11 protein-coding genes are annotated in these 13,442 nt (G+C 25.7%); 7 read left to right on the forward strand and 4 right to left on the reverse strand.

The annotated features are described in order from the left end of the window. Positions 1-190 precede the first annotated feature (190 nt). The 5 genes from AACK89_RS05860 (at position 191) to AACK89_RS05880 (ending at position 7,075) form a co-directional block, all read left to right on the forward strand. Positions 191-2,332, forward strand: coding sequence for an ATP-dependent Clp protease ATP-binding subunit (locus AACK89_RS05860; RefSeq protein WP_338977901.1), 2,142 nt, complete (start codon positions 191-193; stop codon positions 2,330-2,332). Positions 2,333-2,415: 83 nt separating this feature from the next. Next, positions 2,416-3,429 carry a heat-inducible transcriptional repressor HrcA gene (hrcA, locus tag AACK89_RS05865; protein WP_338977904.1) on the forward strand — a complete coding sequence of 338 codons (1,014 nt, stop codon included), beginning with the start codon at positions 2,416-2,418 and terminating at the stop codon, positions 3,427-3,429. A gap of 15 nt (positions 3,430-3,444) precedes the next feature. Further along, on the forward strand, positions 3,445-4,089 hold the full coding sequence (locus tag AACK89_RS05870) for a nucleotide exchange factor GrpE (protein ID WP_281748893.1): 645 nt from the start codon (positions 3,445-3,447) through the stop codon (positions 4,087-4,089). 14 nt (positions 4,090-4,103) lie between these two features. Continuing rightward, the gene (gene dnaK / locus AACK89_RS05875) at positions 4,104-5,951 is read left to right on the forward strand and encodes a molecular chaperone DnaK (protein WP_338977906.1); all 1,848 of its coding nucleotides are present in this window, start codon (positions 4,104-4,106) and stop codon (positions 5,949-5,951) included. A gap of 20 nt (positions 5,952-5,971) precedes the next feature. Continuing rightward, complete coding sequence (locus AACK89_RS05880; RefSeq protein ID WP_338977908.1) at positions 5,972-7,075, forward strand: DnaJ C-terminal domain-containing protein; 1,104 nt, start codon at positions 5,972-5,974, stop codon at positions 7,073-7,075. 34 nt (positions 7,076-7,109) lie between these two features. Here AACK89_RS05880 and AACK89_RS05885 read toward each other — a convergent pair whose 3' ends face one another. Both AACK89_RS05885 and AACK89_RS05890 read right to left on the reverse strand, forming a co-directional pair. After that, positions 7,110-7,385: a hypothetical protein gene (locus AACK89_RS05885; RefSeq protein WP_338977910.1), complete on the reverse strand. Its 276-nt coding sequence runs from the start codon at positions 7,383-7,385 to the stop codon at positions 7,110-7,112. Positions 7,386-7,800: 415 nt separating this feature from the next. Further along, a complete protein-coding gene (locus AACK89_RS05890; protein ID WP_338977913.1) occupies positions 7,801-8,922 on the reverse strand; it encodes an Mbov_0401 family ICE element transposase-like protein in 1,122 nt (373 codons plus the stop codon). Between the two features lie 303 nt (positions 8,923-9,225). Here AACK89_RS05890 and AACK89_RS05895 point away from each other — a divergent pair, with 303 nt between their 5' ends. Continuing rightward, positions 9,226-9,591 (forward strand): hypothetical protein, encoded by a 366-nt coding sequence (locus tag AACK89_RS05895; protein WP_338977916.1) that lies wholly within the window; start codon positions 9,226-9,228, stop codon positions 9,589-9,591. Positions 9,592-9,912: 321 nt separating this feature from the next. Beyond that, complete coding sequence (locus AACK89_RS05900) at positions 9,913-10,083, forward strand: hypothetical protein (RefSeq protein WP_338977919.1); 171 nt, start codon at positions 9,913-9,915, stop codon at positions 10,081-10,083. 229 nt (positions 10,084-10,312) lie between these two features. On the opposite strand, the gene AACK89_RS05905 is transcribed toward AACK89_RS05900, so the two are convergent. Together AACK89_RS05905 and AACK89_RS05910 are read right to left on the reverse strand one after the other, a co-directional pair. Beyond that, the gene (locus AACK89_RS05905; protein ID WP_338960440.1) at positions 10,313-13,000 is read right to left on the reverse strand and encodes an Mbov_0397 family ICE element conjugal transfer ATPase; all 2,688 of its coding nucleotides are present in this window, start codon (positions 12,998-13,000) and stop codon (positions 10,313-10,315) included. After that, positions 12,981-13,232: a hypothetical protein gene (locus AACK89_RS05910; RefSeq protein WP_174480064.1), complete on the reverse strand. Its 252-nt coding sequence runs from the start codon at positions 13,230-13,232 to the stop codon at positions 12,981-12,983. The genes AACK89_RS05905 and AACK89_RS05910 overlap by 20 nt, the downstream gene beginning before the upstream one ends. Positions 13,233-13,442: the final 210 nt, after the last annotated feature.

Genomic DNA, 13,442 nt, shown 5'->3' on the forward strand with positions numbered 1-13,442 from the left:
ATCTAAAATACCTACAAGATCTATCACAAATATTAATATTATATTAAGTTTCTTTAATTGAAAATACTTATCCCTAAGTCAATTAAATATAAAATTAGCAGTTACTACTTGAAACTGCTAATTTTATTTGTTAGTATATTAATATGATTAGCAATCAAGTAATTATAGTGCTAAAAAGAGGAGTGACATTATGCAATTAAATGAAATCCCTAACTATAGTAATGATCCTAAAATTATTGATAAATTCGCTCGTAATCTAATTGTACAAGCTAAAACAGGAAAAATGGATCCTATTATTGGACGTGATGAAGATATTCGTAAAGTAGAAGAAATACTCTCACGAAAAACTAAAAACAACCCCGTCTTAATCGGTTTACCTGGTATTGGTAAAACTGCTATTATTGAAGGTTTAGCCCAACGTATTGTTCGTGGTGATGTTCCTAGTAACTTAAAAGATAAAATTATTTATGAACTAGATATGGGAGCACTAATTGCTGGCGCTAAATTCCAAGGTGAGTTTGAAGAACGATTAAAAGCGGTTATTAACCAAATTAAAAATTCTAATGGAAAAATTATTTTATTTATTGATGAACTACATTTAATTGTTGGTGCTGGTAGAACACAAGGTTCAATGGATGCTTCTAATTTACTAAAACCAATGTTAGCGCGTGGTGAGCTACGTTGTATTGGTGCCACAACGCTTGACGAATATCGTCAATACATTGAAAAAGATGCAGCCCTTGAACGAAGATTTCGTAAGATGATTATTAAAGAACCAACAACAGAAGATACAACTGCTATCTTACGTGGTTTAAAAGAACGTTTTGAAGCTTATCATGGTGTAAAAATTCATGATAGTGCATTACGAGAAGCTGTTTATCTATCTAATAAATATATTAATGATCGTTACTTACCTGATAAAGCAATTGACTTAATTGATGAAGCTTGTGCTAGTATTAAAACTGAAATTGCTTCGGTTCCTAGTGATTTAGATGATATAAGAAGAAAAGTCTTACAATTAAAAATTGAACAAGCAGCCTTAAGCAAAGAAAAAGATGAAAACTCGCAAACAAGACTAATTGAAGTCGATAAACAATTAAAAACTAAAAAAAATACTTTACAACAATTAGAAGATAAATGAATCAAAGAAAAGTCAGCATTAGACCATATTACTAGTTTAAAAAATAAATTAGAAAATGCTAAATCAGAACTAGAATTGTATCAATTATCAGGTAATTTTACAAAAGCTGGTGAACTACAATATAGTATTATTCCCAACTTAGAAAAAGAACTTAAAGATAGTGAAAATATAAAAAAAGATAATCCTTTACTACGCGAAGATGTTACTAGTGAAGATATTGCAAAAGTTGTTGCAAAATGAACCGGCATTCCTGTTACTCGTTTATTAGCAACCGAAAAAGAAAAATTATTAAAATTACCCTTAACTTTAAATACAAGAATTAAAGGTCAAAGTAATGCCCTACAGTTGGTAAGTGATGCTTTAATTAGAGCTCGTGCTGGTATTAAAGATCCCAATCGTCCAATTGGTTCATTTATTTTCTTGGGTCCAACCGGTGTTGGAAAAACTGAAGTTGCCAGAACCTTAGCTGATATTTTATTTGATAGCGAAAAAAATATGGTTCGTATTGATATGTCAGAATTTATGGAAAAACACGCAGTTAGCAAATTACTAGGTTCACCTCCTGGCTATGTTGGTTATGAAAATGGTGGACAATTAACCGAAAAAGTAAGAAGAAATCCTTACAGTATCATTCTTTTTGATGAAATCGAAAAAGCCCATCCTGAAGTATTAAATATTTTATTACAAATTCTTGATGAAGGTAGAATTACAGACAGTCACGGTCTCTTAATTGACTTTAAAAACACAATAATTATTATGACTTCAAATCTTGGTTCACAAGAACTATTAAGTGGTAAAGATAACAGTAAAGAACAATCATTAAATATCTTAAAAAAATCATTTCGACCAGAATTTATTAATCGAATTGATGAAATTATTATCTTCAATCCATTAAGTAAAAAAGTAATAACAGAAATTATTATTAAAGAATTAGATACTTTATTATTACGATTAAGACAAGAAAAAAATTTACAATTATCTTATGAATCAGAAGTAGTTAATAAAATACTAAAAGATGCTTATGATGAAGAATATGGCGCACGACCGATTAAACGCTATATTCAACACTATATTGAAACTATTATCGCACAAGCTATTATTAAAGAAGAACTAATACCCCACAAACGAATGGTAATTACTATCAATAAAGATAATATGTTTATTCTCAGTAAAAAAATAAAATTCAATTAAGTCTTGATATTATTACACTCTCAGTTATAATTATATAAGTATTGGCATTCAATGTTAATGAATGCTAAAAAAGGTGGTGAACAATGTTAAGTAACAGACAATCACAAATTTTAAAAATCATTGTTGAAAAATATATTAAAACAGGATTACCAATTGGTAGCAAAACTATTTTAGAAAATAATAACAATATTAATTTTTCTAGTGCTACTATTCGTAATGAATGTGTTGAATTAGAAACATTAGGATTATTAGAAAAAGCACATAGTTCTAGTGGTCGTATTCCTTCAACAAAAGGTTATCGCTATTATGTTGATAATTTAATGAATATGGGTGAACACCAAGAACTAGAAATCTTGAAGAAAAAAATAGCAGAAGTATTTAATAACCGTAACTTAGTAATTACCGAAGTATTAAATAAAACTAGTAGTATTTTAAGTGAAATGACTAATTTGATTAGTATTGTTACTGGTCCTAATCTTAATGAAGATACTTTAAAGAAAATTGAATTAATACCGATTAGTAATGATAATGCTTTAACAATTTGTATTACTAGTAATGGTCATGTTCAAAACAAAATGTTTAATATTCAAGAAACATCATTAACCGATTTATCAATTGCTATTGATATTTTTAACACCAGATTAATTGGTACTAAAATTAGTGAAATTAGTGAGAAAGTAAATTTATTAAAACCAATTCTTGAACAACAAGTACAAAAATCAGAATATATTATTCAAGGATTTGTTAACACTTTAATTAATTTCTCACGACCACTATCAACAACACATGGTGTTCAATATATGTTAGAAAATCCTGAATTTAATGATATTAATAAGGTTAAAACAATTATTAAATTCATTGAATCACAATCACCATGAATGTATTTTGATGAATTAAATAATAATCAACTACAAATTAAAATTGGTGAAGAACTGGGCAATGAAAATAACGATATGGCAATGATTACTACTACTTTTAAAATTCATGATGGTGAACAAGGACAAATTGCAATTGTTGGACCAAAACGTTTAGAATATGAAAAACTAACCGAAATTCTAAATTGGATTAATCAAACATTGATTAAAAACTTTAAATAGAAATGAGATGATAAAATGACAAAAGCTAAAAAAGATAACATTGATAACGTATCAGCAACAGAAACTAAAGATACAACTATTTCAACTCCTGTTACTGAAACACCAGTAAGTGTCGAAGAAGAAAAAATATCATTAAATAAAGAAATCGAATTAGAAACAAAAATTAAAGAATTAACAACAGAACTTAATAAAATTAATTCACAGCAAAAGCAATTAATGCTAGCTACTAGATTAAATACCATTAAAGAATTAGAAATTCAAAATAAAGAACACATTAAATATGCTAACCAAAAAATTATTAAAGATTTAGTTCATACTTTATTAAATTTCCAACGAGCACTAAACTTTAAAACTGATAATGCAGCAGTTCAAAATTTCCTAGTTGGTTTTAAATTTATCTATGAAGAATTAATTAAAGCACTTGGTAAAGAAGGTTTAAAAGAAATTACTGCTAAAGTTGGAGATCAATTTAATTCTCACCAACATGAGGCAGTAGAAATTATTAATGATAATACAAACAATGCTTATCAAAATGTAAAAAATAATACTATTGTTGAAGTTATAGCTAATGGTTATGAATTGCATAATCGTGTCATTAGCACTACTAAAGTTAAAGTTTTTCAAACTAAAGAAGAAAAAACAGAAACAAAGAAAAATTAAGGAGTGAAAATATTATGTCTACAAATAAAACAACAAATAAAGAAATCATTTTAGGAATCGATCTAGGAACAACTAATTCATGTGTTGCCGTAATGGAAGGTGATAAGCCAAAAGTTATTGAAAATGCCGAAGGTGGAAGAACAACACCATCAGTTGTTGCTTACAAAGATGGTCAAATTATGGTTGGTGAAGTTGCTAAACGTCAAGCTATTACTGATCCAGATAATACTGTTAGTTCAATTAAAAGAATTATGGGAACTAAAGAAACAGTTAAAGCCGCTAATAAAACACGTAAACCAGAAGAAGTGTCTGCAGAAATTTTACGCACTATTAAAACCTTTGCTGAATCAAAACTAGGTAAAAAAATATCAAAAGCAGTTATTACTGTTCCTGCTTACTTTAACAATGAACAACGTGAAGCTACTAAAAATGCAGGAATTATTGCGGGATTAAAAGTAGAAAGAATTATTAACGAACCAACTGCTGCTGCCATTGCTTATGGTTTAGATAAACAAGATAAAGATCACAAAATTTTAGTATTTGACTTAGGTGGTGGAACATTTGACGTTTCAGTTCTAGAATTAGCGGGTGGAACATTTGAAGTATTATCAACTAGTGGTGATAACAAACTTGGTGGTGATGACTTTGATGACTTAATTGTTCAACATTTAGTTAGTGAATTCAAAAAAAGTAATGGTGTTGACTTATCAAAAGATAAAATGGCAATGCAACGTTTAAAAGATGCTGCTGAAAAAGCGAAAAAAGACTTATCAGGAGTAGTACAAGCTGATATTTCATTACCGTTTATTTCAATGAATGCCTCAGGTCCATTACATTTAAATGAAAAATTAACACGTGCCAAATTTAATGAACTAACAAAATCACTAGTTGAAAGAACTATTGCTCCTGTTCGTGATGCCTTAAAAGAAGCTAAATTAAGCAAAAATGAAATTGATGAAGTTATTTTAGTTGGTGGTTCAACAAGAATCCCAGCTGTGCAAGAAGTTATTAAAAACGAAATTGGTAAAGAACCACATCGTGGTGTTAACCCTGATGAAGTAGTAGCTTTAGGTGCTGCTATTCAAGGAGGAGTATTATCGGGTGATGTTACTGACGTTTTACTATTAGATGTAACTCCTTTATCATTAGGTATTGAAACTTTAGGAGGAGTAATGACACCATTAATTTCTCGTAATACTACTGTTCCTACTAAAAAGTCACAAGTATTTTCAACTGCTGAAGACAATCAACCCGCTGTTGATATTAGTGTTTTACAAGGAGAACGTCCACTAGCTAAAGATAATCATTCACTAGGTCGTTTCCAATTAAGTGGCATCGAACCAGCACCAAGAGGTGTTCCACAAATTGAAGTTACTTTTGATATAGATGTTAATGGTATTGTATCTGTTAGTGCTAAAGATCTAAAAACTAATAAAGAACAAAAAATTACTATCAGCAATAGTGGTACTTTAAGTAAAGACGAAATTGAAAAAATGGTACAAGATGCTGAAAAGAATCGTGAAAACGATGAAAAACATAAAGAAGAAATTGAATTATCTAATCAAGCACAAGCCTATATTTATGATATTGATAAAATGACTGCTGAAGTTACTAAATCAGCAAAAGAAGGTGAAGCAGAAAATCCACAAATTGCTGAAATGAAAAAACTACGTGATGACTTACAAAAATCACTAGATGAAAAAAAATATGATGATTTAAAAGAAAAACTAGAACAATTAAAACAAGCGTTTGCTGCTGCACAACAATTTATGAACCAACAAAAACAAGAACCAACAGATCATATTAAAAAAGATGATAATAAAAGTGATGATGTTATTGATGTTGACGCAGCAACTAAATAAAATAATTAGAGGTGGACAAAATGGCAAGTAAAAAACGTGATTATTATGAAATTCTAGGAGTTTCACGTAATGCTACTCCAGATGAAATTAAGAAAGCGTTTCGTACGCTTGCAAAAAAATATCATCCTGATTCACCAAGTGGTGGTGATGAAGCTCGATTTAAAGAAATAAGTGAAGCTTATCAAGTTTTATCTGATACTAATGAAAGAGCAAAATATGATCAATTTGGTCATGATATGCCTGGAGTTGGCAGTTCTTCTGGTTTCGGTGACTTTAGTTCAGCATTTGGTGACTTATTTGGTGACTTATTTGGTGGTAATAGAAGACAACAACAACGCTATAATGGTAAAACACCAGGTGATAATATCCTAACAAAAGTTGAAATTAGTTATCGTGATGTATTCTTTGGCAAAAAAATGACCATTAGTATTAACATTGATGTTGCTTGTAAGGATTGTAAAGAAACTGGTGCTAGAACTCCTAATGATATTAGTACATGTGATAAATGTAAAGGTAAAGGAGTTCTTGAATATGTTCAACAATCACCATTAGGTATGTTTAGACATCAAGGTGTTTGCAACCAATGTCAAGGACTTGGTAAAATTATTCGTCAAAAATGTTTAAAATGCAAAGGACATCGCTATTATATTGAAAATCAAAAATTAGAATTTGATATTCCTCGCAGTATTTTTGATGGTCAACAAATTAGAATTAAAGGTAAAGGTAAAATTGGTCATAATGGTGGCACTCAAGGCGATTTATTTGTTGGTATTAATATTAAGCGACACGCTTTCTTAGATCGTCAAGGTAGTGATATGTATATTAAATTACCAGTATCTTACTTAGATATTATTTTGGGAAATATTATTATGATTCCTACCTTTGAAGGAATAATTAAACATAAATTACCATTAGGACTACAATACGGTGACAAAATTACTTTAAAAAATCAAGGATTCTATTACCCTAATAGTAGTAAACATGGTGATTTACATGTTATTCTTGATATACAAATGCCTAATAAAGTTACTAAAACAGAGCAAGAAAAATTATGAAATATTAATAACGAAACTAAATTTGATCCAAATGAAGATTTTGTTAATAGTGCAATAAAAAGAATTTAATAAATTAATATATAAAAAATAAGAACATATGTTCTTATTTTTTATATATTAATTTTTTCACTTTATTAATTGGACCTTTTTTACCAATATAACACATTACACAACTAGTTTCATTTAAATATTTGTAATAATCTTCATTAGAGTGGAACCTTTGTCATTGTTTTACTTCTCATATTGGTATGTCGGTAATATTAATTACTACAACATTAAAATACAACGGACTTAATAATCATAATAAATGATATAAATTATTTATATCACTATTAATATTTTTAAATAATAAATCACAAATAAACAATGCTGTCATCATATATCAAAACCCAATTTCTGCTAAATAATTAGGGTGACGACAATCTTTTCATAAACCATAATTAATAAAATAAATGGGAGATTGTCAAAAATCCGGAATAAATTAATTCATATAGTCTTATTATAAATTTAGACAAGAAATAATTTGGAATATTAAGTACAACCAGTATAATCCATATTTTAGGTTGTTCTCCCAAATCTGTATGTTGAATAACTAATTGTAATGGAAATTATTGTAGTTGAATTCAATTACAAATTGGAGTGATTTTTTGTCTAATTTTAGTACCAATTTTAATAATTATAATTTTATCATTAACTTTTTTCATTATTGGTTTAAAAGTAAAAATAAAAAATAATAATTTTTGAGATGCTATTCAAAATTGTGAAATAATAAGTAACTATTACATACATTAAAGCTATGTTTCTAAATTTATCTTATTACATTTAAAAATAACCATTTTAATATAAATTAAAATATTATATGTTCTATTTCCAAGCATTTCTTTTAAAACATGTCAAATATTAGTTTCAGTAAAACAACCTATATTTCACTTTGCACCTTGATTTTCAATACCTTCTTTATTATTTTTAAAGTATTGTTTTTTTAATTTTTTATGATTATCTAATTGATTATATAAATAGTTAATTAATTGTTCATATTGACCATTATTAATTAAATATTTACAATGATTATATTCTTCTAAATATTTTTCTTTATTTCCAGCCATTATTCCAATATATAATGTTCTAATTAAATGAAATTTATCTAAAACAAACTGTGCACCTAAATAATCAGCAACTTCTTTAATTCATCCTGCACTATCACCACAAATAATAATTTTTGCTTGTTCAATGTTTTCATAAAATTTTTGACAATGTTTTTTAACAAATTCAGCAGTTTTTTTAACACCAATTGCTGTTCTTGTTGGTCTTATAATTGCTTTTACTCTTTTATTTTGTACTTTGTGATTAATATTATCTGTATATGTTACTATTAAACGCATAGAGTGTTTTATACCTTTACGTTTAAAATTTCAAAATTTTCGATGTCCATCATCAATTGCTACAAAAATAGGTTGATTTTTTTCTAATTTTACTTTTACTGGATTTGCTTCAATTACTTCTAAATTTTTAAAAACTCTATGAATAGAACTAAGACTAATATTTGCCTTTTTTATAATAGCTCAAATATCTCTGTATCTTTTTCCATCAGCAAAATATTCAATAATCGTTTGTTCAATATCTTCGCCTATTCTTTTATATTTTGGCAGTTCTAGTATTTCATCAACTAAACATATTCGAGTTAATTTTTGTAATTTTTCATCAAAATATTCATAAATTCTTCTTTTATAAGTTACCATTCCATATATAGTTTTTCTTGTTCGATATTGAAAATCAACAATTTTATATTTCTTTTTATCCCTTGTATTTTTTATTCTTCAATCTATTTTTTCTCATTTATTTGTTATATGTTCTAATGCTAATTTATCAATTTTTGCGTTTTGCTCTCTAAAATTTCATTTATAATTAAAATTCAAATTTATCTCTCCTAACTATTTTTAAAATTTCTAAATTTATTGTAAATATTTTTAAAAAATTAATTTACTTGTTTATTATATACATATATAAGTGTAATTTTAAATAAAATAAAAAATATTTAAAAAAACACTTTCATATTTAGCATATAATTAATAATTTCAATACAATTAATAGTATAGGTCTCATAAAATAAACGCCTTTAATTTAGGCGTTATTTTGTATTTAAAAGCATACTTGTAAAAATAATGAAAAATAGTACAATTTATAAATAAAATTAAAGAAAAAAGGAGTAATTAATAAAGATGAAAATAATAGTTAATAATAATCAATTAATAAATATTGTAAATGATGATTGGCAAAAAAATATTATTAAATTGGCAACTTATAAAATTTTATTAAATGAAAATATTAATTATGAAAAAGAATTAATTCAACATATACAATTTCTTACTGTTTTAAAAGATGAATTAAATACAAATATTTTAAAATTTGATTTTGAAGAACTTAATTATATTATTGCACAAAAATGCTGACGAAAATATATTAGTCATTTTCATTGAAGTTTAGATTTTTGATATTTTGATTTAGATTTACAAGAAAGAATAATTAATAATTATAATTTATTTATTAAACATTCAAATCAAAAACAAAAACAACCAAATCATTAATAATAATTTTAATTCTAATAATAAAAAAAGAGAATATAACAATTGAAAACATAATTATTTTAAGAATATAGATGAAAAAATTTTAAAAAATAATACAGAAAAAGGAATTGATGTTTTTGAATATTTTAAATATGAAATAAATTCAAATGATTTACAAAATCAAACATCAACTACTCAGTATAAATTAAATGTTCAAAAAGGAGTAATTTAAAGTGAAAACATGAATAAAAACAAATTTAAGTAAAATAACATTAGCATTAGCACTAACTGGTGCTACAACTGGAACAATTGGTTTAATCATGGGGGGTGCTTACCCATAATATGGAAAATTCCTACTTAAAGCCAAATGGAGAAAGAGTATATGGAACAACAACTATTTGATGAAATAAATGAAGTAGTCCAAATAAAACAAATTTATATTTTGCAAAAGTTAAAAATCATGATGAAGATATAAAATGAGATGGTAATTATACAAATAATTATTTTGAATAATTTAAATTTCGGAAATATTTAGTAATCTGTGTAACTTACAAAAATAACTATGTTTAATTAATTCTAGTAAATATAATTAAATGACTAGAAAGAGTGAGTTACACAGATTACTAAACATTTCCAAATAAATTAATAAAACTTATAAGTTTTATTAATATGAAAGTATCTTTATTTAATTTAAAAATAAATTAACAATTATTGATGAAATCGATAATGTATAAAAAATATACTAATTTTCAATTTCTTTATTTTTTATATTTTTAATTGCTTGTTTTTCAGCATCACTAACATTAATATTTAAACACATACGATATAAACTAGAAATAGCAAAAAGACATTCACCAACTTTAGCACGAGCAATAAAATCAGTTTCATTAGCAGAAATGCCACCATATGAAGAATACAATTCATTTAATGCTGCTAAATCATGAGGTTGTAAGTTTAATACTTTTAAATATTGACTTGAGTTAATAATAGCAGTAGTATATTTTTTAATTTCTTCAGAACCAAGAAAATCGTTAATATTTTGTGTAATAATATTTATCATACCTGTATACTTACGAATTCTCTTAACAATTTGATACATAAATAATAATGCTGCTGGAAATTCTTTATCAATAAGTAAATGGGCTTCATCAATAGTAATTGAAATTCATTGTTGTTTATTATTAATTTCATTATCATTTTTATTCTTTCGTACTTCATTTTCAATATATTTCAAAATTAAAAACATTTGAGCGTTAACTAAGCGTTTATTCCCTGATTGCGTTAAAGTATATAAATCATAAACTTGTAATAAACTACTGCTATTAATATTAGTATGAGCATTTCATAAATTAGCATCAGTACCACCAGTTGCAAATCTTGATAATATAATTAGTAAATTTTTTAATTCATTTTTACTTCTAATCTCTTCTTCTTTAACCATATCAGATTCAATAATATCATATAAATCTTGAAAAATTGGAAATTGATTTGGTTTTAATAAATGAATTTTTGTTCGAGAAGTAATACCAAATTTTTCATACATTAAATTTACATAAATCATTAATAAACTTGATTCATTTCTCGTTAATCCACCAGTAGCAACGTTTAAAAATTGTTCTAAGAATTGCATATGTGGTGCTAAAATATCACGAGTATTATTATCATTAGTATTATCATCACTCAGTGCCAATGTAATTTGAAATGGATTAATATTGCCAGAAGAACCATCACCAACATCAATTCAACTTCCATCATGATAATTACATAAATCGCGATATTCACGTTCAGGATCAATAACAATTACTTTATGACCAAGCATAATTTGATAATTTACTTCTTTTTTAGAAGTATAAGATTTTCCTGAACCACTAGTACCAATAATTAGTTGATTATGATTTTTACGAGTACTACTTTTAGTTCTTTGATCAAAAAATACTTTATTACCACTTTCATTAAATCCAAGAAATAATCCTTGTTTATCATTTAATTCTTGATTTAAAAAAGGAAAACTAGCACCTATTGTTAAACATGGCATTTCGTGACCTGTTTCTTTAAATCAATCAGCACTATCTGGCATTACTGATAAAAAAGCTTCTAATTGACGATAATATAATTTATCAAACTTCATATTATTATTTTTTATTTCGTATTCGGCAGTACTAATATTTTGTTTAAGTTGCTTACGATCAGCACCATTAATTAACAAATACATATTAGTATTAAATATTTTTTCACCACCACCAGCAATTTGATCTAATAATTCATTTAATGATTGATAATGATAATCATAATCTCTTCGTTCTGATAATGATTTTGTCATAAAATTTAAAGTTGCTAAATTTTGCATAGCTTTATTCAATTGTTTTTTAGCACTTTCTTCACTGATACTATTAAAAGTAAAGATTAAACTAGTATTAGGAATATTTACTAAATTTGCTAATCAGACTGCTGAAACTTCAAATGGATAATCATATATGTTATAAACAGTTTGAAAACAATTAGCAAATTCTAAATTATTCTTATGAACTAATAATTCTTTAATCGCCAAATCATTAGTTAAATCTTTACTTTTAACAGTTTCTTCTTTTTTTGTAGTAAACATTTCTTCTAAGGAAGCATTTTCATTAGAATTTATTAATTTACTATAAACAACCATCATTTCAAAACAATTAATATCACTAGCTTTAACACCACTACGACTGATATAATTTTTAAAAGCATTTACTTCTTCTTTTAATTTTTCTTGATTTGATGAATAAAAAAATAAGTAAAAAAATGGTTGCGTCATTTCATTTTGATTTTGAATTTCATTATTAGCATTAATTGCTGATATCATTTGAAATTTTCTTGCTAATTTTGCTTTTTCACTAATATTTTCTAAATCAATTTTTTCGAGTTGTTCTTTATAAAAATTAGTTTGTACAGTTATATCTAAAGGCATATCAATCTTTATTAAAGACATAGAAATATTAATAATTTTAAAAGCTGCAGCTAAATCTTTAATTTTATTTGAGGCTTCTTCATTAGATAATAATGTAATATTAAAACCCTCCAATAATAAAGCTCTAGTATAATTTGTATTTTTCACATTTAATTGCATCACATTCTTACTAATAATTTTTTTAAATGGTACTAATATTTGTGAATTTTTTTCAGATTTATAATAACGATTTTTACTATGAAATTTAAATCATAATAAAATAATTTCTCATCCTTTTTTTCTTGGCTGTCAATAAAAAGTAAGCGGAATAGTAGCACAACCAACTAAAATAACAGCTAATATTTTAAAAATAATATCAATTTGCAACAATAAAATAATAATTGAAGCAAATCCAACTACCATTAAAATAATTAATAAATCAATTAAACCAACACTTCTCCAAATTTGTAATTTTACAAATTTAATAGTTTTAGGAATTAAAAATTTCATTTATCTTTTCTTTTGAAATTTCATTAGAATTTAGCGCTGAATTTGGTTTACTGTTTATTTTCTCTATCTTTATACTATTAACACGCTTCTTAAAGCCACAACGACTGCAATTAACTTGAATATTTATTCCTTCTAAGTAATCAGCTATCAAAATTACTCTACCACATCGATAGCAAGCAAAAGAATTTTGTGGCTTTTGAGCTAATCGAACAGATGTATACGTATCTTTCATAATCATTGTCTCCTAACTGAATTTAATTTGTTTACTAAACACAATTCAAAGTTATCTTGTTCCCTAAATATTATTAAGCAACTGAAAAAGAAAAAATAAATTTTTGTTATATTTTTAATTTAAAATAACCCACTATTTAAACACTATTTTCTTTTTAAAATCTAGTTTTACTTTAAAAAATAAATTAAATTTTTAAAAACAAAGAAGAAA

This window comes from Spiroplasma endosymbiont of Panzeria rudis (assembly GCF_964019705.1).
Taxonomy (GTDB): domain Bacteria; phylum Bacillota_I; class Bacilli_A; order Mycoplasmatales; family VBWQ01; genus Spiroplasma_E; species Spiroplasma_E ixodetis_A.